This window comes from Microlunatus ginsengisoli (assembly GCF_039537205.1).
Taxonomy (GTDB): domain Bacteria; phylum Actinomycetota; class Actinomycetes; order Propionibacteriales; family Propionibacteriaceae; genus Microlunatus; species Microlunatus ginsengisoli.
The window spans coordinates 1-20,293 of the sequence record NZ_BAABAB010000033.1 but is presented as its reverse complement, the minus strand read 5'-3'; the positions used below and the strand labels follow the sequence as shown (position 1 = coordinate 20,293).

General features: G+C 71.6%; 18 protein-coding genes. 6 read left to right on the top strand and 12 right to left on the bottom strand.

What is annotated here, in order from left to right:
* Positions 1 to 59 precede the first annotated feature (59 nt).
* A complete protein-coding gene (locus tag ABD747_RS20070; protein ID WP_344807938.1) occupies positions 60 to 395 on the bottom strand; it encodes a LacI family DNA-binding transcriptional regulator in 336 nt (111 codons plus the stop codon).
* Positions 385 to 1,428 carry a Gfo/Idh/MocA family protein gene (locus ABD747_RS20065; protein WP_344807936.1) on the bottom strand — a complete coding sequence of 348 codons (1,044 nt, stop codon included), beginning with the start codon at positions 1,426 to 1,428 and terminating at the stop codon, positions 385 to 387. Before ABD747_RS20065 ends, ABD747_RS20070 begins: the two co-directional genes overlap by 11 nt.
* An 85-nt stretch (positions 1,429 to 1,513) precedes the next feature.
* Between ABD747_RS20065 and ribA the strand changes: the two genes are divergently transcribed.
* Positions 1,514 to 2,953, top strand: coding sequence for a GTP cyclohydrolase II (ribA, locus tag ABD747_RS20060; RefSeq protein ID WP_344807935.1), 1,440 nt, complete (start codon positions 1,514 to 1,516; stop codon positions 2,951 to 2,953).
* Here ribA and ABD747_RS20055 read toward each other — a convergent pair.
* The 6 genes from ABD747_RS20055 to pdhA form a co-directional block, all read right to left on the bottom strand.
* Positions 2,888 to 3,910 carry a glycosyltransferase family 4 protein gene (locus ABD747_RS20055; RefSeq protein WP_344807933.1) on the bottom strand — a complete coding sequence of 341 codons (1,023 nt, stop codon included), beginning with the start codon at positions 3,908 to 3,910 and terminating at the stop codon, positions 2,888 to 2,890. The genes ribA and ABD747_RS20055 overlap by 66 nt on opposite strands.
* 10 nt (positions 3,911 to 3,920) lie before the next feature.
* Positions 3,921 to 4,298, bottom strand: coding sequence for a 6-pyruvoyl trahydropterin synthase family protein (locus ABD747_RS20050; RefSeq protein WP_344807931.1), 378 nt, complete (start codon positions 4,296 to 4,298; stop codon positions 3,921 to 3,923).
* Positions 4,299 to 5,279 (bottom strand): zinc-dependent alcohol dehydrogenase, encoded by a 981-nt coding sequence (locus ABD747_RS20045; RefSeq protein WP_344807929.1) that lies wholly within the window; start codon positions 5,277 to 5,279, stop codon positions 4,299 to 4,301.
* A 226-nt stretch (positions 5,280 to 5,505) separates the two neighbouring features.
* Entirely contained in the window at positions 5,506 to 7,032 is a 1,527-nt protein-coding gene (locus tag ABD747_RS20040) for a dihydrolipoamide acetyltransferase family protein (RefSeq protein ID WP_344807927.1), read from the bottom strand.
* 14 nt (positions 7,033 to 7,046) lie between these two features.
* Positions 7,047 to 8,021 (bottom strand): alpha-ketoacid dehydrogenase subunit beta, encoded by a 975-nt coding sequence (locus ABD747_RS20035; RefSeq protein ID WP_344807925.1) that lies wholly within the window; start codon positions 8,019 to 8,021, stop codon positions 7,047 to 7,049.
* A 2-nt stretch (positions 8,022 to 8,023) separates the two neighbouring features.
* Positions 8,024 to 9,172, bottom strand: a complete 1,149-nt coding sequence (gene pdhA, locus ABD747_RS20030; protein ID WP_344807923.1) for a pyruvate dehydrogenase (acetyl-transferring) E1 component subunit alpha — start codon at positions 9,170 to 9,172, stop codon at positions 8,024 to 8,026.
* A 371-nt stretch (positions 9,173 to 9,543) separates the two neighbouring features.
* On the opposite strand from pdhA, the gene ABD747_RS20025 reads away from it, so the two are divergent.
* Entirely contained in the window at positions 9,544 to 10,365 is an 822-nt protein-coding gene (locus ABD747_RS20025) for a serine protein kinase RIO (protein WP_344807921.1), read from the top strand.
* A gap of 76 nt (positions 10,366 to 10,441) precedes the next feature.
* Here ABD747_RS20025 and ABD747_RS20020 read toward each other — a convergent pair whose 3' ends face one another.
* Positions 10,442 to 10,990 (bottom strand): CGNR zinc finger domain-containing protein, encoded by a 549-nt coding sequence (locus tag ABD747_RS20020; protein ID WP_344807919.1) that lies wholly within the window; start codon positions 10,988 to 10,990, stop codon positions 10,442 to 10,444.
* Positions 10,991 to 11,061: 71 nt separating this feature from the next.
* Here ABD747_RS20020 and ABD747_RS20015 point away from each other — a divergent pair, with 71 nt between their 5' ends.
* The 4 genes from ABD747_RS20015 (at position 11,062) to ABD747_RS20000 (ending at position 15,145) form a co-directional block, all read left to right on the top strand.
* Positions 11,062 to 12,042 (top strand): EamA family transporter, encoded by a 981-nt coding sequence (locus ABD747_RS20015; RefSeq protein WP_344807918.1) that lies wholly within the window; start codon positions 11,062 to 11,064, stop codon positions 12,040 to 12,042.
* A 191-nt stretch (positions 12,043 to 12,233) separates the two neighbouring features.
* Positions 12,234 to 13,676: a cobyric acid synthase gene (locus tag ABD747_RS20010; protein WP_344807916.1), complete on the top strand. Its 1,443-nt coding sequence runs from the start codon at positions 12,234 to 12,236 to the stop codon at positions 13,674 to 13,676.
* Complete coding sequence (gene cobF, locus ABD747_RS20005) at positions 13,673 to 14,416, top strand: precorrin-6A synthase (deacetylating) (protein WP_344807914.1); 744 nt, start codon at positions 13,673 to 13,675, stop codon at positions 14,414 to 14,416. The genes ABD747_RS20010 and cobF overlap by 4 nt, the downstream gene beginning before the upstream one ends.
* Positions 14,417 to 14,542: 126 nt before the next feature.
* Positions 14,543 to 15,145: a hypothetical protein gene (locus tag ABD747_RS20000; RefSeq protein WP_344807912.1), complete on the top strand. Its 603-nt coding sequence runs from the start codon at positions 14,543 to 14,545 to the stop codon at positions 15,143 to 15,145.
* Between the two features lie 161 nt (positions 15,146 to 15,306).
* Here ABD747_RS20000 and ABD747_RS19995 read toward each other — a convergent pair whose 3' ends face one another.
* The 3 genes from ABD747_RS19995 to cobN all read right to left on the bottom strand — a co-directional run bounded on the left by ABD747_RS19995 (position 15,307) and on the right by cobN (position 19,853).
* Complete coding sequence (locus ABD747_RS19995; RefSeq protein WP_344807911.1) at positions 15,307 to 15,720, bottom strand: acyl-CoA thioesterase; 414 nt, start codon at positions 15,718 to 15,720, stop codon at positions 15,307 to 15,309.
* 99 nt (positions 15,721 to 15,819) lie between these two features.
* Positions 15,820 to 16,224, bottom strand: coding sequence for a pyridoxamine 5'-phosphate oxidase family protein (locus ABD747_RS19990; RefSeq protein WP_344807909.1), 405 nt, complete (start codon positions 16,222 to 16,224; stop codon positions 15,820 to 15,822).
* Positions 16,221 to 19,853 (bottom strand): cobaltochelatase subunit CobN, encoded by a 3,633-nt coding sequence (gene cobN, locus ABD747_RS19985; RefSeq protein ID WP_344807907.1) that lies wholly within the window; start codon positions 19,851 to 19,853, stop codon positions 16,221 to 16,223. The genes ABD747_RS19990 and cobN overlap by 4 nt, the downstream gene beginning before the upstream one ends.
* Between the last annotated feature and the right edge of the window lie 440 nt (positions 19,854 to 20,293).

Here is a 20,293-nt window from a genome sequence, read left to right as displayed (position 1 = left end):
CGCCCGACCGGGCACGCCGCAGGCGCCGGTCCGGGCCGCCACGTCCCCCGGGCCCCGCTTCACACCCCAGACTGGCGCTTCACACCGCGTACCACGGGTGTGGAGCGGCAGGCAGGGGTGTGGAGCAGGACCTGGGGGCGCAGCGGCCGGGCGAGCTGCGGGGGTGGGTCAGGCAGGCCGGCGCGGCGTGCCTCGTCGCGGCCCCGGCTGACCGGGCTGAGCACGAGGTTGTAGCCGCGGTTCTCGGCGGCGGCGCGCACCCGCGCCCGGGTGGCCGCGCTGGCGCCGGGTGCGTCGCGCATGACGATCGACACCAGCGCCCGCGACACCGCGGCGTACGTCGCGACGTCGCTCAGGGTGACCCGGCGGCCGGCTGCCCACTCGTCATCGACCATCGCGCTCCTCGCGGAACAGATCGCCCGTCTGCCGACGTACCTCGTCCATCACCCGCAGCACCTCGATACTGACCGACAACGGCCGCAGCGGCGAACCGGTCTCGCCGGCGTTGATCCGGCGAGCCACCTCGGCCGCCTGAAAGTGCAGCGCCTCGTGCTTGTCCAGCGGCTCCTCGTACCGCAGGCTCGCGGTCAGGTCGCTGGCGGTCAGGGTGAAGCCACCCGGCTGGTAGAACGGGCCGTCGATGCGGATCGTGGCCTGGCTGCCGGCGATGGTCGCGGCGGTCGGCGTGTTGCTCAACAGGCTGGTGTGCAGCACCGCCTGCTGCCTGCCTCGGGTCATGATCATCGCGGTCTGACCGTTGACCCCGGTCCCGGTCGGCACCCCGCGAGCGAGCACGTGGTCGGGCGAGCCGAGGACGTCCAGCACGAAGCTGACCAGGTACGTCCCCAGGTCCAGCATCGGGCCGCCGGCGAGCGCCGGGCGCCGGATCCGGTGGTCGTCGGGGAACCACTCGCCGAAGTCGGCGACGACGGCGGTGAGCTCGCCCAGGACGCCGGCGTCGAGAATCTGGCGCAGGACGTCGAACTTGGGCAGGAAGGCGGTCCAGTAGGCCTCCATGCAGAAGAGCTCGCGGCGCTGGGCCACCTCGGCGATCTCGCGGGCCTGGCCGGCGTTCAGCCCGATCGGCTTCTCGACCAGGGTGTGCTTGCCCGCCTCGAGGGCGAGCAGCGCACACGGCAGGTGGACGTTGTGCGGCGTCGCCACGTAGACCACGTCGACCTCGGGGTCGGCGACCAGGGCCTCGTAGCCGCCGTGGGCCCGCTCGATGCCCACCCGCTCGGCGAAGCTCGCGGCACCGGCCGAGCCGCGCGAACCCACGGCGACCACCCGCTGGCTGGAGTGCCGCTGCAGCGAGCCGACGAACCGCTCGGCGATCCAGCCGGTGCCCAGCACACCCCAGCGCAACGCGGGTGCCGACGTGGGGTCGGGCGTACGGGCGATGGGCAGCGACTCGGGAAAACCGGTCACGGGCGCGCCTCTCGAGAGTTCCGGGTGGTGAGGGTATCGCGACCTGAACTACCCGCCTCCCTGTGACGTGTACCAGCATGTGAGCGTGACGCAGATCCGGCCGCACGGCACCGAGTGCCTGGTCGAGACCACCCTGGCCACCGAGCACGGCCTGTTCCGGATGCTCGGGTTCGCCGATCCGCACGGGGACGAGCACGTCGCGCTGGTGCTGGGCGACGTCGGCCCCCGCAGCGGCCCGCCGCCCCTGGTCCGGGTGCACTCGGAGTGCCTGACCGGCGACGCGCTCGGCTCGCGGCGCTGCGACTGCGGCGAGCAGCTGGAGGCTGCGTTCCGCGAGATCGGCCACGAACGCCGCGGAATCATCGTCTATCTCCGTGGGCACGAGGGACGCGGGATCGGTCTGCTGGCCAAGCTGCGCGCGTACGCCCTGCAGGACCAAGGCTTCGACACCGTCGACGCGAATCTCGAGCTCGGCTATCCCGCCGACGCGCGCGGCTACGAGGCCGCGGCGGACATCCTGGCCGAGCTCGGCGTCCGGCGGATCCGGCTGCTGTCGTCGAACCCGGACAAGGTCGTTCAGCTGACCCGGCTGGGCGTCCAGGTGGTGGCGCGGCACGGGCTCGCCGTCCCGGACCGTCCGGAGAACACGTTCTACCTGACCACCAAGCGGCTCCGGATGGGCCACGACAGCGCGCCGCCCTGGGAGGATGTCTGGCACTCGCTGACCAGCGCGCGCATCCCGGAGAACGTCGTTGCGGCGGCTGACCGCGATCTAGTCGAGCGCTACGGTCCGCTGGTCGCGGCGGGCCGGGAGCTGACCATCGCCCAGCTCGCCCAGAGCGTGGACGGCTTCATCGCCACCCGGACCGGGGACGCGGACTACGTGTCCGGCCCGGCGGACCGGACACATCTGCACCGGTTGCGGGCGTTGGTGGACGCGGTCGTGGTGGGCGCCTCGACGGTGATCGCGGACGATCCGCGGCTGACCGTACGGGCGGTGACCGGGGCCTCACCGGTCCGCGTGGTGCTCGATCCGCGGGGTCGGGTGCGGCCCGACGCCCGGGTGCTGGAGGACGGCCTGGTGCCGACCCTGTGGATGCTCGGTCCGCAGGCGACAGCGCCGGATGCGGTCAAACCGCACGTCGAGATCGTCCGGCTCCCGACCGGCCGGGCCGGCTTCGCGCCGTCGACGGTGCTCGGTGAGCTCCGCGCCCGTGGCCTCGGCCGGGTGCTGGTCGAGGGCGGCGGCCGGCTGGTGTCGGCGTTCCTCTCCGCGGGCGTCCTGGACCGCCTCTGGCTCACCACCGCACCGGTGTTCATCGGCGACGGCATTCCGGGGATCCGGTTCAGCGGTCCCGATCGGCTCGCGGACGCGCTGCGGGCACCCGGGCGGCGCTACGTGATGGGCGAGGACCTCTGCTGCGAGTTCGACCTCGCTGCCGCCCGGGCGTTCTCGCGATCAGCCGATCGCGGCGCGGACGATCTCCGCGGTCCGCTGCCAGCCGGGCAGCACCGCACGCCGTGACAGCGCCCGCCGCCGCCACTCGGCTCTGAGCTCGGGGTCGGTCAGCCACCCGCGCAGGGTGGCCGCCAGCTCGTCGGGGTCGACGGCCCGTCCTGGGGGCAGGCCGTCGACCTCGCCGAGCGCCTCCACCGCACCGGTGCCGGCCGGCACGATCGCCGGGATGCCGCGCGCCAGGGCCTCGGTCACCACCAGCCCGTACGTCTCGGTTCGCGAGCACAGCACCAGCAGGTCGGTCGCCGACCAGAGCCGGTTCAGCTGGTCGCCCCGTAGCGGCGCCGACATGCTCACCCGCTCGCCCAGCTCTGCGGCTCGGCGGCGGACGTCCGCCGCGTAGCCCGGGGCGGCGGTGTGCGAGCCGACCAGCGACAGCGACCAGTCCTGCTCCGACAGCTCGGCCAACGCGGCCAGCAGGGCGAGCTGGTTCTTGGTCGGGGTGACGGCGCCGAGGCAGAGCAGTCGTGGCGGCGTGCTGCCGATCGCCAGCGCGGCGGGATCGGCGCCCGGGTGGGCAACGACGGCGTCGCCCCTGCCGTAGCGCTCACCGAGCCGGGCGGCCGTGTGCCGGCTCGGGCAGATGACGGCGTGCGCGGCGGCGAGCGTCGCCCGCTCGCTCACCAGGTACGCCCGTGCCAGCCCGGCCGGCAGTCCGGCCTCGTCGGCCAGCGGCAGGTGGACGAGGACGGTGATCCGCGCGCCGAGCCGGCGCGCGGCGGTGAGCTCGGCCGGGGCGTTGCCGGCCACGATGCCGTCGACCAGCACGACCGGCCACTCGGCGAGCGCCGCGCGCAGCCGAGCCCGGTCAGCCTCGCTCGGCCGCGGCCAGCCCGACCCGACCCGGACCAGGGACGCGTCCAGGCCGCCCGCTCGGAGCGCGGCGACCAGTTCCTCGTTGTAGACGTTCCCGCCGGTCGGCGAGTCGTCGCCCCAGGTGATCAGCCCGAGCCTGCCCTCACCCACGAGACCCCGATCAGAGCGGGAGAACGTAACCGGCCCAGGCATCGGGATGCTCCCGCAGGACGACCTCGATGCTGCTCAGTGCGGCGGTCGGCAGCCGCTCGGCGACCTGCTCGGCGACGTAGCGGGCCATCACCTCGGTCGTGGTGAGGATGCCCGCCAGCGCCGGATGATCATCGAGGTTGCGGTAGTTCAGGTCGGCCAGCACCTCGCGCAGGACGTCGGCAGCGACCCCGATGTCGATCACCGTGCCGTCCTCGCCGAGGCCGTCGCGGACCATGGTCAGCTCGACGACGTACGTCGCTCCGTGCAGCTGCTGGGCCGGCCCGAAGTTCGGGTGCGGCAGGCTGTGGGCGATCATCACGTGATCACGGACGGTCAGCCGGAACACTCAGACTCCTTCGGGATAACGGATCAGCTGGCAGAGTGCGTCGCGGTCGTCGCTCAGCGCGACCATCGTGGCGGGCAACTCGGCGAAGTCGGAGGCCCCGGTGAGGAAGCGGTCGTACGCCGGATCGCGGAGTTGCCCGAGCGCGAGCGCGAGCCGGTCCGCGGTGCTCCGGCGGGCGCGGCGGGCCGGTGCCACCGCACCGACCTGACTGGCCCGGACGGTGAGCCGGCGGGCGTGGAACGCCCCGCCGAGCGGTGCCGCCGGCGCTCGCTCGCCGAACCAGGACAGCTCGATCAGCTCGCCCTCGAAGCCGAGCAGCGACAGCCCGGTCGCGAGACCGGACTCGCTCGCCGAGCAGTGGAAGACCAGGTCGCAGTCGCCCAGCGCGCGGTCGGGCGGGACGAAGTCGATCACGGAATCCGCCGCCAGCGTGGCCCGGGCCGGGTTCACGTCGACCAGCTGGAGCCGGTCCAGCGGGAAGGAGCTCAGCACCCGGGCCAGCGCGCCGCCGATCATGCCGGCGCCGATCACCGCGATCTTGTCGCCGATCCGCGGCGCGCCGTCCCAGAGCGCGTTGATCGCGGTCTCGACCGTGCCGGCCAGCACCGCACGTTCGGTCGGCACGTCATCGGGCACCGGCGTGACCGCGGAGACGGGGACGACGTACCGGTCCTGGTGCGGGTGCAGGCAGAACACCCGCCGGCCGCGCAGCTCGTCCGGGCCAGCCTCCACCACGCCGACCGACAGATAGCCGTACTTCACCGGGGCGGGGAAGTTGCCGACCTGGAACGGTGCCCGCATCACGTCCGCGACCTCGGCCGGCACCGCGTTCGCGTGCACCAGCAGCTCGGTTCCCCGGCTGATCCCCGACACCAGAGTACGGACCGTCACCTCGCCGGGCCCGGCCGCGCGGGCCGGCTCCGTCCGCAACTCGCCCCGCCCGGGACCGACGGTCCAGTACGCGGTCCAGGTCGTCTCCACCCGCCCATCCTGCCGCAGCCCGCCGCTCACGCCCCCAGCCCCGGCCCGGCCCCGCCCGGCCCCGGAGGCACCCGGCCGACCCCGCCGGCCATCTTCGCGCGCCTTCGACCCAGTTCGCGCGTCGAGCTTCACGCGCGAACAAGGTGGAACCCGAGCGAAGACAGCCTGGCGAGCGCAGATCGCGACGAACGAGCCGGACCCGCGCGCCCGTGCGCGAGCGCAGCCCTTAGAAAACGAGCGCGAGCCCGGGGTCGGTCAGGATGCCGGCGACGTCGGCGAGGAAGGTCGAGCCTTGCTCGCCGTCGACCATCCGGTGGTCGAACGAGACGCCGAGCGTGCTGACCCAGCGCGGCACGATCCGCTCGTCGTCACCCGAGCCGACGACCCACGGCCGGCGGGCGATCTGGCCGACACAGAGGATGCCCGCCTCGCCCGGGTTGAGGATCGGGGTGCCGCCGTCGACGCCGAACACACCCACGTTGGTGATCGTGAACGTGCCGCCGGACATCTCTGCGGGCTGCAGCTTGCCGTCGCGGGCGGTCGCGACCAGGTCGGCGAACGCGATGGCCAGGCTGCGGAGGTCGTACGTCTGGGCGCCCTTGATGTTCGGCACCATCAGCCCGCGCGGGGTGGCAGCGGCGATGCCCAGGTTGATCGAGTGCTTGATCACGATCTCCTGGGTGGCCTCGTCCCAGGCCGCGTTCAGCCCGGGAGTGCGTTGCAGGGCGAGGCAGACGGCCTTGGCGATGATCAGCATCGGGGTGATCTTGAGGTCACGGAAGTCGCGCCGGGCCTTCAGCCGCTCGACCAGCTCCATCGTCGCGGAGACGTCGACGCTGACCCACTCGGTCACGTGGGGTGCGGTAAACGCGGACTCCACCATCGCCTTGGCGGTGGCCTTGCGCACGCCCTTGATCGGGATCCGCGTCTCGGGGACGTCGCCCGCCAGCGGGGCGTAGGCCACAAAGCGTCCCTGATCGGCCTCGGACTCGTCCGGCACGGCGGCGCGCTCGACGTCGTCGCGGGTGATCACTCCGCCCGGACCGCTGCCGGCAAGCGTGCCCAGGTCGACGCCCAGATCCTTGGCCAGCTTGCGAACCGGCGGCTTCGCCAGCACCGCGCCGGCCCCGAGCGACGATGCCGGCTCGGCGTGTCCCGGGCCGGGCAGCGGCTCGCCGACCGGTTCGGTCTGCTGCGGCCGGAGCGGCTCACGATGATCGGCCCGCCGCGACACCGGTACGTCGGTGGCGAACGAGCGGGCGGCCACCTGCTCGTGCGCGGCCTCGGTTCCCGGGTCGGGAGACTTGCGCGGCCGCCGCTTCGACTCGGTGGTCCGCGGTCCGTAGCCGACCAGGTTGGCGACTCGCCCCTCGGTCGGCGCCTCGGCCGTCGCCGGCGCCGGCTCGACCTGTGCGGACCCTCCGTCCGGCGGCACGATCTGCTCCGGGCCGGACTCCGCCGGCAGCGTCGGCACCATGTCGTCGCCGGGGGTGCCGGGCGCCGGTTCGGCTGCGCCGTCGGAGATCCGGATGATCGGCGTGCCCACGTCGACGGTGTCGCCCTCGCTGACCAGCAGCGCCGCGACCGTGCCCTCGAACGGGATCGGGAGCTCCACCAGCGACTTGCTGGTCTCCACCTCGACCACGATGTCGTTGATCGCGACCTGGTCACCGACCTTGACGTGCCAGGTGACGATGTCGGCCTCGACCAACCCCTCGCCGGGGTCGGGCAGCCGGAACTCACGTGTGGTCATCAGTCCCGCTCCGATCAGTAGGCCAGCGACCGGTCCACCGCGTCCAGCACCCGGTCCAGGTCAGGAAGGTACTCGTCCTCGATCCGGCTCGGGGGATAGGGCATGTCGAAGCCGCCGACCCGGAGCACCGGCGCCTCGAGGGAATAGAAGCACTGCTCGGTCACCCGGGCCGCGAGCTCGGCGCCGAGGCCCAGGTTGACCGGCGCCTCGTGCACGGTGATCAGCCGTCCGGTCTTGCGGACCGACGCGGTGACCGGGTCGAGATCGAGTGGGGAGAGCGTCCGGAGGTCGATCACCTCGATGCTGCGGCCCTCGTCCTCGGCCGCCTCGGCCGCCTGGACGCAGGTCCGCACCATCGGGCCGTACGCGACGACGGTGATGTCGCTGCCCTCGCGCACGACGCTGGACTGGTGCAGCGGCATCGGGGTCGCTGTCTCGTCGACCTCGGCCCGTTCGTGATAGCGCCGCTTCGGCTCCAGGAAGATGATCGGGTCGTCGGAGGCGACCGCCTGCTGGATCATCCAATAGGCATCGACCGGGTTGGAGCAGGCGACGACCTTCAATCCGGCGGTGTGGGCGAAGTAGGCCTCCGGAGACTCGCTGTGGTGCTCCACCGCGCCGATCCCGCCACCGAACGGGATCCTGATCACCACCGGCATCGGCAGCCGACCGCGGGAACGGTTGTGCATCTTCGCCACCTGGCTGACGATCTGGTCGAAGGCCGGGTAGACGAAGCCGTCGAACTGGATCTCGCACACCGGGCGATAGCCGCGCAGCGCCATGCCCACGGCCGTACCGACGATGCCGGCCTCGGCGAGCGGGGAGTCGATCACCCGGTGCTCGCCGAAGTCCTTCTGCAGGCCCTCGGTGACCCGGAAGACGCCACCCAGCTTGCCGATGTCCTCGCCCGCCAGGACGACCTTCGGATCGGCCTCGAGCGCCCGCCGCAGACCCGCGTTCAGTGCCTTGGCCATGGTCAGCTTGGTCATGATCAGCGCTCCCCGCCCGAGCCGTCCGCACCCGATCCCGCACCCTCGAAGCTGGCCAGGTAGTCGGCGTACGCGGCCTGTTCCTCGACCAGCAACGGCGTCTTGGTCGCGTACACGTGATCGAATGCCTCGACCAGCGAGGGCGCGGTGAGCGCCAGGCAGCGTGCTCGCAGATCCCGGGCCAGGGCGGCGGCCTCGTCGTCGACGCCGGCGAAGAACGCGTCGTCGGCGGCGCCGGAACGGGTGAGATAGGCCCGGACCCGCTCGATCGGGTCCTTCAGCCGCCAGTGCTCCAGCTCGTCGGCCAGCCGGTACTTCGTCGGGTCGTCGGACGTGGTGTGTGCGCCCATTCGGTAGGTGTAGGCCTCGATGAAGGTCGGCCCGTTGCCCGAACGCGCCCGCTCCAGCGCATCGCTGGTGACCGCGTGCATCGCCAGCACGTCGTTGCCGTCCACCCGGACGCCGGGGAAGCCGAAGCCCGCGGCGCGCTTGTAGAGCGGGATCCGCGACTGCCGCTCGATCGGCTCCGAGATGGCCCATTGGTTGTTCTGACAGAGGAAGACGATCGGCGCGTTGTAGCTGGACGCGAACACCATCGCCTCGCTGACGTCGCCCTGACTGGTCGCGCCGTCGCCGAGGTAGCCGATCACGGCCGCATCTCGGTCCGGGTCTCCGGTGCCGACCAGGCCGTCGCGCTCCAGCCCCATCGCATAGCCCACGGCATGCAGCGTCTGCGAACCGATCACGATCGTATAGAGGTGGAACCGGTGGGCCTTGGTGTCCCAGCCGCCGAGGTCGGTGCCGCGGAACAGGGCCAGCAGCTCGACCGGGTCGACGCCCTGACACCAGGCGACGCCGTGCTCGCGGTAGGTCGGGAAGACGAAGTCCTGGCCGCCCAACGCGCGGCCCGAGCCGACCTGGGCAGCCTCCTGCCCGAGGCAGGAGGCCCACAGTCCCAGCTCGCCCTGGCGCTGCAGCGCGGTGGCTTCGGAGTCGACACGGCGGGTCATCACCATGTCGCGATAGAAGCTCTTGATCTGCTCGTCGTCACCGGAGAAGGAGTAGAGCGGGTGATCGACCCGCAAACCTTCCGGCGTCAGCAACTGGACCAGATCCGGTTCGTTCGGACCCGGCACGGCGGAGTCGCTCACCTGCATCCTCTCGTCGGTGTTGCGTATTGCGCATCACGTCTGCCCCGCTGCGGGATCGCCGCATGTGCGGGCTGGAGAACCACCAAGCTCCGCGGTCCGGCTGGGACCGGGGTGAGGTCGTCAGCGGCGCCGCTTGGCGCCCAACGTACCGCGACGATCGCGCGCAGCGGAAAACCAGTTGCATGTCCTACTTCTTGTGTCGGAAGCTCTTCTCTGCCGACTTGTCAGGTCGTCAGCACGCTATAGCGAGCCGTGCGCCTGACAACTCGCGCGGTTTCGCCGAGCACGAAGGGAGGTCGTTCCGATGCCTACCACGGTCCGTGGGTTCTTCGTCGACCCATTCCTTCCTCTGCTCAGGAGCACTCCTCATCATGTCCGGAAGCCTTCTTCCTGATTCCTTCTTCAGCTACGTCGAGCAGGCCGACCTCGAGCCCGGCCAGCGCTGGTCCACCTGGGACGCGATCGGCGTCCTCGCCGGCCCCGAGCCGTGGCCCGACTGGGTGATCACCGCCGATGCCGCGATCGACTCCGAGCTCGGCATCCTCAAGACCGGCAAGGAAGCCGACGTCTTCCTGCTGGAGCGCGCGACGGAGACCGAGGCCGTCGTCCTCGCCGCGAAGCGCTATCGCGGCGCCGACCACCGGCTGTTCCACCGGGACGACTCCTATACCGAGGGCCGCGTCGTCCGGCGCAGCCGGGACCGGCGCGCGCTGGCCAAGGGCACCGCGTACGGCCGGACGGTCCAGGCCGGTCAGTGGGCGCTGGCCGAGTTCGGCTACCTGTCGCGGTTCTGGTCCGAAGGGCTGCCGGTGCCCTATCCGGTCCAGCTCGACGAGACCGAGCTGCTGCTGGAGCTGATCACCACCGTCGACGGCGAGACGGCACCCCGGCTGGCCCAGACCCGACCGGACGCCGACACGCTGGCCGCCTACTGGGAGCAGCTCACCGACGCCATGCGGCTGATGGCCCGGATGCGCCTGACCCACGGCGACCTGTCGGCGTACAACATCTTGGCCACCGGCGAACGCATCGTGCTGATCGACCTGCCGCAGGCAGTCGACCTGATCGCCAACCCGAACGGGATGGACTTCCTCGGCCGCGACTGCCGCAACGTCTGCTCCTGGTTCGCCGCCCGTGGCCTCGACGCGGACGCCGAGGAGCTGCTGGCCGAGCTGGTGGCGTTCTGCTGGTGATTCGCCATGCCCCCGCCGAGTTGTCAGGTTCTCAGCGCGCTATGACTCGCTGAGGACCTGACAGGTCCGGGTGGGGTCAGGAGGTGGCGCGCTTGCGGGCGCGGTAGGCGGCGACGTTCGTCCGGTTGCCGCAGTTGCCGGTGTCGCAGTAGCGCTTCGAGCGGTTCTTCGACAGGTCCACGAGGACGTCCTCGCAGTCGTCGGCCGCGCACGTCCGCAGCCGGTCGAGCTGGTCCTCGCGGATCAGGTCGAGGAAGCCCATCGCCGCCTCGGCACCGATCCGGTCGGCCAGCGGCGCGTCGTCGTGGGTGAGGTGCAGGTGCCAGTCGTAGGCGTCGTGCTTGGTCAGGAACGGGTGGGCGTCGGTATCGGCCAGCAGCTCGTTCACGAACCGGGCGGCCTCGGCGCGGTCCTCGATCATCCAGAAGGTCCGCAGATGGTCCCGCAGGGCGCGCACGGACGCGAGCTCGTCGTCGGTTCCCAGCACCGTCCCGCTCCAGCCGGCGGCGGCGAGATAGGCCCGCAACCCCTCGTGCGTGGTGAGCCCGTCCACGCCGTCGCTCGAGGTATTGACCAGCGCCGCCGTCGTTGTCAGGAATAGCTCGGTGTCATGGCCAAAAACCATGTTGACTCCTGACGTCGGGCTCGATAACGTCACTAGTATAAATCGACTTTGGTAATGACAGGCAGTGAGCGATGACGCAGACCACATCAGGCGTACCGGCGCACGACGGCGCGGCGGTACGGCCGAGGGTCGATCCGGGTCGGCTGGGATCCACCCGCACCGGGCTGCTGATCGCCCTCGGCTCGGCCGCGACGTTCGCACTGTCCGGCTCGATGGGCACCGCGCTGATGTCGATCGGCTGGTCGCCGGCGGCAGCCGTCGGGGTGCGGATCGGCGGCGCGTTCCTGGTCCTGCTGATCCCCTGCCTTCTCCTGCTCCGGCGCACGGGGCTGCCGAGCCGGCGACAGGTCGGGCGGTTGGTGGCCTACGGCGCGATCGCCGTTGCGGGTGCTCAGCTCTGCTACTTCTCCGCGATGCAGTACCTCTCGGTTGGTGTTGCGCTGCTGCTGGAGTACACCGCGCCGGTGATCCTGATCGGCTACCACTGGGCGCGCAACCGCCGCCGGCCGGCGACCATGGTGTTCGTCGGGGCGGCAGCCGCCATTGCCGGACTGGTGCTCGTGCTCGATCCGGGGCAGGACGCGAAGATCTCGCCGGTCGGGCTGGCCTGGGGTCTTGCGGCGGCCCTGTGCGCGTGCGGCTACTTCCTGCTGAGCGAGCACGACGGCACCGACGCCCCGGTGCCGCCGCTGTTGCTGGTCACCGCCGGCACCGGGATCGGCGGGCTGCTGATCCTGGCGCTCGGCCTGACCGGGCTGATGCCCCTGCACGCGGCCACCGGTGACGCGACGCTCGGCGGGTTCCAGGTCGCCTGGTGGCTGCCGATGCTGGTGCTGGTGCTGGTGACCGCGGTCGTTGCCTATCTCTTGGGCATCGCCGGCATTCGGCGGCTGGGCAGCGGGGTCGCATCGTTCGTGGCCCTGACCGAGGTGGTCTTCGCGGTGCTGTTCGCGGTCGTCCTGCTCGGGCAGACGATGCGGCCGGGACAGCTGGTCGGCGGCCTGCTCGTGCTGATCGGGATCGCGGCCGTGCAGCGCGGCGACCGCCGCTGACCGTTTCCGCCGGGCGCTGACCCCCACTCCGCACCCTCTCCAGCCACCCGCGAACGACTCCGCACCGCGGAAGGTCACTCGCGCCCTGCACGTAGGGCGCGGAGTCGACGTACGAGGTGCGGAGTCGCCCCGCGGCAGGGCAGAGCTGGACAACGGCGCGGCACCGGCGCCGCCCTTGCCAGAATCGAGGCGTGAGCGGAGTCCTTATCGCGGGTACGTCCTCCGACGCGGGCAAGTCCCTCGTCGTGACCGGGCTGTGCCGGGTGCTCGCCCGCCGCGGCATCAAGGTCGCCCCGTTCAAGGCGCAGAACATGTCCAACAACTCGATGGTCTGCGCCGACGGGTCCGAGATCGGCCGCGCCCAGTATCTGCAGGCCCAGGCCGCCGGGGTCGAGCCGAGCTCGCTGCTCAACCCGGTCCTGCTCAAACCGGGCTCCGACCGCAGATCCTTCGTTGTGCTCCGCGGCCGGCCCGCCGGCACGCTGGAGTCCGGGGAGTACGCGAACGGCCGGGCTCACCTGGCCGAGGCGGCCTTCGCGGCGTACGAGGACCTGGCGCAGACGTACGAGCTGATCGTCTGCGAGGGTGCGGGGTCCCCGGCGGAGATCAACCTGCGGGCCGGGGACTACGTCAACCTCGGGCTGGCGCGCCGGTTCGGGCTGCCGGTGACCGTTGTCGGTGACATCGATCGGGGCGGGGTGTTCGCCGCCCTGTTCGGCACTCACCAGATCCTGGCACCGGCCGACCGGGCCACCATCGGGGCCTTCGTGATCAACAAGTTCCGCGGTGACGAGTCCGTGCTGGTGCCAGGGCTGGCCGAGCTGACCGCCCGCACGGGCGTGCCGGTGGCCGGCGTGCTGCCCTGGCTGCCGGATCTCTGGCTGGACGCCGAGGACACCCTCGAAGTGGGTCGCTGGCGCCGCTCGGCGGGATCGACCGACGGCCGGCTGCGGATCGCGGTGGTCCGGCTGCCGCGGGTGTCGAACGTGACCGATGTCGACGCCCTCGCCGCCGAGCCGGGGGTGGAGGTGGTGGTGACCACCGATCCGGGCGTGCTCGCCGGCGCCGACCTGGCCGTGCTGCCGGGAACCCGATCGACCGTGCCCGACCTCGGGTGGCTGACGGACCGCGGGATCGCCGACGCCCTCCTCGATCGGGCCCGCCGCGGCGCTCCGGTGCTGGGCATCTGCGGTGGCTACCAGATGCTGGCCGAGACGATCGACGACGACCACGAGTCCGGCGCCGGCCGGGTGGTTGGCCTCGGTCTGCTGCCGGTCCGGGTCTCGTTCCGGGCCGAGAAGGTGCTCGGGCGACCGTCGGGGGACTGGGCGGGCCGCCCGGTCGAGGCGTACGAGATCCATCACGGCGCCGCCACCGTCACCGGCGACGCCGGGCCGTTCCTGGACGGCTGCCGGGTCGGACAGGTGTGGGGAACGATGTGGCACGGCACGTTCGAGAACGACGCGTTCCGCCGGGCCTGGCTGGCCGACCTCGCCGAGGTGACCGGTTCCGCCTGGTCGCCGGACCCGGCGGCGCCGGGGTTCCGGCAGCGGCGGGAGACGATGATCGACGACCTGGCGGACGTGGTCGAGCAGCGACTCGACCTCGACCTCATCCTCGGAAGGACGACATGATCGAGATCTTGGTGATCGGCATCGGCAGCGGAAGCCCGGTGCACCTCACCGAAGAGGCGCGGCTGGCGATGAACCAGGTGGACGTGTTCCTGGTGGCGGACAAGGGTCCGTCCCGGAGCGACCTGGCCACGATCCGGCGCGAGCTGTGCGCCGCGGTGATCGATCACGATCGCTACCGGTTCGTCGAGGTGCCCGACCCGGCCCGAGATCGTACGTCCGACGACTACGACGGCGCCGTGCAGGACTGGCACGCGGCCCGGGTCGCGACGTACGCGGACATCCTCGCCGCCGACCTGCCGGCCGGTGGCACGGTCGGCTTCCTCGTCTGGGGCGATCCCGCGTTCTACGACTCGACCATCCGGATCGCCGCGGAGCTGAGCGGCGACGTCCGGGTGATTCCCGGCATCAGCAGCCTGCAGCTGCTCGCGGCGGCGCACCGGATCGTGCTGAACCAGATCGGGCAACCGATCCACATCACCACCGGCCGCCGCCTGCTGGCGGAGTACACGCCCGATCTCGGTGACGTGCTGGTGATGCTGGACGGCGACCTCGCGTGCGAGGACCTGGTGCCGCTCCATCCGGACCTGCAGATCTTCTGGGGGGCCCAGCTCGGCCTGCCGGCGCAGGCCCTCGCGGCGGGCCGCCTGGCCGAGGTGATCGGCGACATCCGGGCCACCCGGGAAGCGCTGCGCGGCGAGCACGGCTGGGTGCTCGACACCTATCTGCTCCGCCAGCCCTGAGCGACTCGGCCACGCCCTCGAAAGCACGGGCCGCACTCTGGACGGCAACGGGCGCCGGGCGTACCGTGAAAGGTTGAACGCTGCCCCGTCATCGGGGACGGGGCCCAAGGGACGGGAGGCCCGAACGTGTTCATCCAGATCATCCAGGGGACGTGCACCCGGCAGGACGAGATGCGAAAGCAGATCGACCGCTGGCACGCCGAGCGCGGATCACAGGTCCAGGGTTGGCTCGGTGGCACCTACGGGTTCGCCGATGACGACATGTTCGTCGCGGTGGTCCGCTTCGACTCGGCCGAGTCCGCGATGGCCAACTCCGAGTCCCGGGAGCAGAGCGAGTGGTGGGCGCAGACCGAGGCGCTCTTCGACGGCCCGGTCGAGTTCCACGACTGCGCCGATGTCACGCTGATGATGGAGGGCGGCTCCGACCGGGCCGGGTTCGTCCAGATCATCCGTGGAACGGCGGCCGACCCCGAGGCACTGCGCGCGATGATGGCCGACACCGAGCTGCTGCACCGGATGCGGCCCGACATCATCGGAGCCACGTTGGCGATCGAGTCGGACGGCACGTTCACCGAGACCGTGGCCTTCACCGACGAGGCCGCGGCTCGCAGCGGTGAGCAGGTCGAGCCCCCCGAAGACGTCCGGGAACAGCTCGCGACGGCCATGCGTGACGTGACGTTCGTCGACCTGCACAATCCGTTCTTCGCCAGTCGAGCGGTGTCCGCCTGACCTGCGGATCCGGGCCCGGCGGCAGCTCGGCCCAGCACTTCCGCGGCGCCGCCGGACGCCGGATCCCCTGTCCACGCTCGGATCCCCTACGAGGGATCCGGACCGCGACAGGGGATCCGAACCGCAGCAGGGGATCCGACGTGTCGGTTCGCGGGTCGGGGTCAGGTGCTCGGGTCGAGCCGCTCCCGGGTCCGGGTCATCTGGTGGTATCCGTGCGGCGCCGGGCGGCCGTCGGCACCGATGCTGACGAACACCATCGTGTCGATGGTCAGGATCCGCTCGCCGGAGATGATGTTGCGCACCTCGGCACGCATGGTGATCGAGGTCCGGCCGAAGGCCGTCGCCACCAGTCCGATCTCGATGATGTCGCCCAGCGTGGCGGAGGAGACGAAGTTGATCTCGGAGATGTACTTGGTCACGACCTGCCGGGTGCCCAGCTGGATCACGGCGTAGACGACCGCCTCGTCGTCGATCCAGCGCAGCAGGCTGCCGCCGAACAGGGTGCCGTGGGCGTTCAGGTCCTCCGGCCGTACCCATTTGCGGGTGTAGAAATTGATGTCGTTGTGGTCGGCCACGACGGGCTCCTGCGGGTCGGGATCGCGCTTGCGCGCCGGCTGCCCGACACCGTACGGCGGCCGGCGGCCGGCGGCCGCGCCGTCCCGCCTGTTGTCGGCTCAGCCGCCGAACCGCAGCGACGCCAGGATCGTGTCGACCGCCATGATCAGCGCGACCCGCTTCGGATTCTCACGGGGCTGGCGATAGCGCGCGGCGTAGCGCGCAACCGCGTCCGCGACCGCACCGGCGTCCCGGTCGACCCGGATCGGGCCGGACAGGGTCAGCCAGCGGGCACCCTCCAGCTGGCAGAGCGCCCCGACCGCGCCCGGCCGGCCGGCGTTGCGCGCCTTCACCGAGTCGCCGCTGGTGATCACCCGGGCCAGTCGGGAGTCGGGATCGAAGGTGAAGCCGACCGGCACCACGTGCGGCGATCCGTCGCGGCGCAGGGTGGTCAGGGTGGCCAGATGGCGCTCGGCCAGGAAGGCGATCGCCTCGTCGGGCAGGGCGGCGGGATCGAGCCTCACCCGCGGTCCTCCAGGTCGCCCTCGACGTCGAGATAGACCTGCCGCAGCTGCTCGAGCAGCTCCGGGTCGGGCTCGGCCCACAGGCCGCGGTCGACCGCCTCGCTCAGCCGCTCGACGATCCCGTTCAGCGCCCACGGGTTCGCGTGCCGCAGGAAGTCCTGGTTCTGCTTGTCCAGCACGTAGTTCTCCGCGAGCGCGGCGTACATCCCGTCGGTGACGACGCCGGCGGTCGCGTCGAAGCCGAACAGATAGTCCACGGTCGCTGCGAGCTCGAAGGCGCCCTTGTAGCCGTGCCGTCGCATCGCCGCGATCCAGCGTGGGTTCACCACCCGGGCCCGGAACACCCGCGCGGTCTCCTCGGTCAGCGAACGGGTCTTGACGTTGTCCGGCGTGGTCGAGTCACCGACGTACGCCCGGGGCGCTTGACCGGTCAGCGCCCGGACGGTCGCGATCATGCCGCCGTGGTATTGGAAGTAGTCGTCGGAGTCGGCGATGTCGTGCTCCACCGTGTCGATGTTCTTCGCCGCGACGGTGATCCTGCGGTAGTTGGCCTCCAGGTCGTCCCGGGCCGGCGCCCCATCCAGATCGCGGCCGTACGCGTAACCGCCCCAGGTCGCATAGACCTCGGCCAGATCCTTGTCGTCACGCCAGTTCCCGGCCTCGATCAGCGGCAGGATCCCCGCGCCGTACGACCCGGGCTTGGAGCCGAACACCCGGGTCGTCGCCCGCCGCTGATCGCCGTGCACGGTCAGATCGGCTCGGGCATGGGCCCGCGGGTAGTTCTCCTCGTCGGGCTCGTCCAGCCCGACCACCAGCCGGACCGCGTCATCCAGCATCGCCACCACGTGCGGGAAGGCGTCCCGGAAGAAGCCGGAGATCCGGACCGTCACGTCGATCCGCGGCCGGCCGAGTTCGGCGAGCGGGACCGGCTCCAGTCCGACCACCCGGCGCGACGCCGGGTCCCAGACCGGCAGGACTCCCAGCAGGGCCAGGACTTCGGCGATGTCGTCGCCGCTGGTCCGCATCGCCGACGTCCCCCAGACCGACAGCCCGACCGAACGCGGATGCTCGCCGGTCTCGGCCAGGTGCCGAGCGACCAGCGACTCCGCCATCGCCAGGCCGGTCTGGTATGCCAGCGCGGACGGGATCGCCTTCGGATCCACGGAGTAGAAGTTGCGGCCCGTCGGCAGCACGTTCACCAGCCCGCGCAGCGGCGAGCCGGACGGTCCCGCCGGGACATAGCCGCCGTCCAGCGCGTGCAGGACGGCGCCGATCTCGTCGCCGGTGCGACGCAGCCGGGGCACGACGTCGGTGCAGGCGAAGGCGAGCGAGGCGACCGCGCCCGGGTTCTCCTCCCCCAGCTCCGCTGCGACGATGCCCGAGACCGCGCCGGCCGACCAGCCGGCATCGGCCAGCGCCCCGACCAGCCGTCGGGCCTGCGCCTCGATCCGATCGGTGGCGCCGGTGTCGGCGTCCTCGGCGAGACCGAGCGCCCGACGCAGCCCGGGGATGCCCCCGACCTGACCGCCGAAGGTCTGCTCGGCCCGGAGCACGGCCAGCACCAGATCGACCAGCGGCTCGCCCTCGGGGACCGCGCCGAGCACATGCAGGCCGTCGCGGATCTGGACGTCCTTGATCTCGCACAGCCAACCGTCGACGTGCATCACGAAGTCGCCGAACTCGTCGTCGTCGGGACGGTCCTCCAGGCCGAGGTCGTGATCGAGCTCGGCTGCTTTGATCAAGGTCCAGATCTCGCCCTGTAGCGCGGGCGCCTTGGCCGGGTCCATCACCGAGACGTTGCCGTACTCGTCCAGCAGCTGCTCCAGCCGGGCGATGTCGCCGTACGTCTCGGCCCGGGCCATCGGTGGCACCAGATGATCGACGACGGTGGCGTGCGCCCGCCGCTTCGCCTGGGTGCCCTCGCCGGGATCGTTGACCAGGAAGGGATAGATCAGCGGTACCGACCCGATCGCGGCGTCGGTGCCGCAGGCCGCGGACATGCCGAGCGTCTTGCCGGGCAGCCACTCCAGGTTGCCGTGCTTGCCGAGGTGGATGATCGCGTGCGCACCGAACTCGCGCTCGATCCAGCGGTACGTCGCCAGGTAGTGGTGGGTCGGCGCAAGATCGGGATCGTGGTAGATCGCGATCGGGTTCTCCCCGAACCCCCGCGGTGGCTGGACCAAGATCACCACGTTACCGGCGCGGAGTGCGGCGGCCACGATCTCGCCGTCGCGATCGCGCGTGCGGTCGACGAACAGCTCGCCGGGGGCCTCGCCCCAGGCGTCGGTGACGGCCCGGACGAGATCGTCCGGGAGCTCGGCGAGCCAGCGTGCGTACGTCGTCGCCGGGATCCGGATCGGTTGTCCGGCCAGCTGCTCGTCGGTCAGCCACTCCGGGTCCTGGCCGCCCGCCTCGATCAGTGCGTGGATCAGCGCATTGCCGGCCGTGGTGTCAGGCTCCTCGCCCTCGACCGCCGGCAGCGGACCAGTGCCCGGGATCGCACCCGGCTCGCCGAGGTCGTACCCGGCCTCGCGCAGGGCGCGGAGCAACCTGATCAAGGAAACCGGGGTGTCCAGGCCGACCGCGTTGCCGATCCGGGAGTGCTTCGTCGGATAGGCCGACAGCACGATCGCGAGCCTGCGCTCGCTCGCCGGGATGGTCCGCAGCCGAGCGTGGTTCACGGCGATCTCGGCCACCCGGCGGCAGCGTTCGAGATCGGGGACATAGCGCGGCAACCCGTCCGCGTCGGTCTCCTTGAAGGAGAAGGGCACCGTGATGATCCGGCCGTCGAACTCCGGCACCGCCACCTGGGTCGCGACGTCCAGTGGACTCATCCCGTCGTCGTTCGAAGCCCAGGTCGCCCGGTCCGAGGTCAGGCACAGCCCTTGCAGCACGGGAATGTCGAGGGCGGCGAGGGCGCGGACATTCCACGCCTCGTCGTCACCGCCGGCCCCGACCGCCGACGGCTTGGTGCCGCCGGCCGCGAGCACGGTCGTGATCAAGGCGTCCAGGGTGCCGAGGTGGGCGATCAGGTCATCGGGTGCGTCGCGCAACGAGGCCGCGAAGATCGGCGCCCCGATCCCGCCGGCTTCGTCGATCGCGTCGGCGAGCGCCTCGACGTACGCGGTGTTACCGGCGGTGTACTGCGCCCGGTAGAAGACGATGCCGACCCGCGGTCCGGTCCGCTCCACGGCGGCGGGGCGCGGCAGCTCGCCCCAGCCCGGCTGCTCCGCCGGCGGCTCGAAGCCCTCACCGGTGAGCAGCACCGTGTCGGACAGGAACGCGTGCAGCGAGTGCAGGTTGTCGCTGCCACCCTGGGCCAGATAGAGATGCGCCTCCGCCGCGGTGCCGATCGGCACGCTGGACAGCGCCATCAGCGAGGCGTCCGGCAGCTGCTCGCCGCCGAGCACCACCAACGGACGCGCCGTCGACCGGACCGCGTCCAGCTCGTCCCGGATCGATGCCGGCGAGCCGAGGATGCGCATCACCACCAGGTCGGCGCGGGCAGCGAGCTCAGCGATTGCGCCGGCCGTCACCTTCGCCGGATTGGCCAGCAGGTAGTCGCTCCCGCTCGCCCGGGCCGACAGCAGGTCGGTGTCGGAGGTGGACAACAGGGCGATTCGGGGCACACCTACTCCTCGGCTGACGGACCCGGCGAGTCTAGGGCCGGGACCCGCCATCTCGCGTCCCGTGGGTCCCGCAGCGCGCGGATCCCGGCCCCGCGCGTCGCCGATCCCGCGCGGCTCGCCGGTCCCGCGCGGCGCCGTCGGGCCCGGATCGCCGGTCCCGCGCGGCGCCGATCCCGCGGATCGCCGGTCGCGCCCGCCAACGTGCTGCAACTTCGCTCGGTTTCCACCCACTTCGCTCGTGAAGCTCTACGCGCGGAGTGGGGTGAAGGCGCGCGAAGATGCGGCAGGAGCCGACCACAACGTCCCAGGGCCAGCTCGCCGAGGCGGCAACGCGCCCCGCCCGGCTGACCCAACTTCGCTCGGCTTCCACCCACTCCGGGCGGTCTCCAGTAGTCATCGCAACACCTCGGCGTTGGGAGGTTGTGGTGGTGGGTGCGGCG

Bases quoted from the DNA above. Each gene is read 5' to 3' on its own strand.
- ABD747_RS20070 (WP_344807938.1), bottom strand. From the start codon at position 395: ATGGTCGATGACGAGTGGGCAGCCGGCCGCCGGGTCACCCTGAGCGAC.
- ABD747_RS20040 (WP_344807927.1), bottom strand. From the start codon at position 7,032: ATGACCACACGTGAGTTCCGGCTGCCCGACCCCGGCGAGGGGTTGGTC.
- ABD747_RS20035 (WP_344807925.1), bottom strand. From the start codon at position 8,021: ATGACCAAGCTGACCATGGCCAAGGCACTGAACGCGGGTCTGCGGCGG.
- ABD747_RS20025 (WP_344807921.1), top strand. From the start codon at position 9,544: ATGTCCGGAAGCCTTCTTCCTGATTCCTTCTTCAGCTACGTCGAGCAG.
- ABD747_RS20020 (WP_344807919.1), bottom strand. From the start codon at position 10,990: ATGGTTTTTGGCCATGACACCGAGCTATTCCTGACAACGACGGCGGCG.
- ABD747_RS20015 (WP_344807918.1), top strand. From the start codon at position 11,062: ATGACGCAGACCACATCAGGCGTACCGGCGCACGACGGCGCGGCGGTA.
- cobF (WP_344807914.1), top strand. From the start codon at position 13,673: ATGATCGAGATCTTGGTGATCGGCATCGGCAGCGGAAGCCCGGTGCAC.